Origin of the sequence: Asanoa iriomotensis, from assembly GCF_016862515.1 — a bacterium.
Lineage (GTDB): Bacteria > Actinomycetota > Actinomycetes > Mycobacteriales > Micromonosporaceae > Asanoa > Asanoa iriomotensis.
Window position 1 is genome coordinate 1 of sequence record NZ_BONC01000184.1, and the last position, 965, is coordinate 965.

Genomic DNA, 965 nt, shown 5'->3' on the forward strand with positions numbered 1-965 from the left:
ACCCCTTTCAGGGCGCCGGGTTGTCGTTGGGCGCAGCCTGAGATCAAGACATCCAGGGCGGCCGAGCCCTCGGCCAGGCCGGCCCTGGTCAGTCGGTCGGTAAACGCCGCTGACCAGCATTTCCCGCCCGACTCGTGCCTGGCGCGCCGAGTTGCGTCGGTCAGAGCCACGGACCAAGACACCCAGGGCGGCCGATCGGTGAACAACCCCCAACCAGCTCGTCGCGCGGGCTAGCCGGCGACGCCCGCAGGCGGGGGCGGCGCGACTGCGGGGGCCGGGGAGATCGGTGGGGCGCCCGGGGTCAACGTCGGGTCGTCGATGTCGAAGAACTGGGGGCGGTCGTGGCGGCGGGTCAGGAGGAGGACGCGGACCAGGCGCCTTCGGCGGGCCGCGTGGGCCTCGCGGGCCAGGTCGTTGTGGACCTGGCGGGCCAGGCCGAGCCGCCGGCTGGCGGCGATCACGGCATCATCGCGGGCCTCGTCCGTCGACAGCGGCACCGAGCGCAACTGGCGTGTCAGGTCGTTCTCCGCTGCCTCGCGTTCCTCCGGCACCGCGTCCAGGGCGATCCGGGCCGCCGCGTACAGCTCGGGTGCCTGGCGGTCCTCCGCAAGGACCGCGGCCGCGGCCGCGCGGCGCAGGAGGTGGGCGTCCAGGGAGCGGGCGGCCGAGGCGGAGCGGTCGTGCAGCCGGTCCACCCGCTGCGCCGTCCACGTCAGGTAGGTGGCCAGCACCGCCACGACGGCGACCACGACTACGACCCACCACATGTTGCGCATCGTAGTGCGGTTCGTTGGCCGGCGATCACCGCCTGCCGTTAACTCAACGTAACCGTTAAACCGGCCTCGCAGGTCAGAAGGGCCCAGACGGACACGGACGGGTACGCGGCGGGTGAACGGGCCGAGAGACCCCAGGGGTACACAATGGAGCGAATCGCCGGCCGATCTACGATGGACATATGACCGTCA

The 965-nt window shown here is 71.9% G+C and carries 1 protein-coding gene; it reads right to left on the minus strand.

All coding sequences use genetic code 11. The annotated features are described in order from the left end of the window. Nucleotides 1-230 precede the first annotated feature (230 nt). Nucleotides 231-767, minus strand: coding sequence for a hypothetical protein (locus tag Air01nite_RS40880; RefSeq protein WP_203708924.1), 537 nt, complete (start codon nt 765-767; stop codon nt 231-233). Between the last annotated feature and the right edge of the window lie 198 nt (nt 768-965).

Bases quoted from the DNA above. Each gene is read 5' to 3' on its own strand.
- Air01nite_RS40880 (WP_203708924.1), bottom strand. From the start codon at position 767: ATGTGGTGGGTCGTAGTCGTGGTCGCCGTCGTGGCGGTGCTGGCCACC.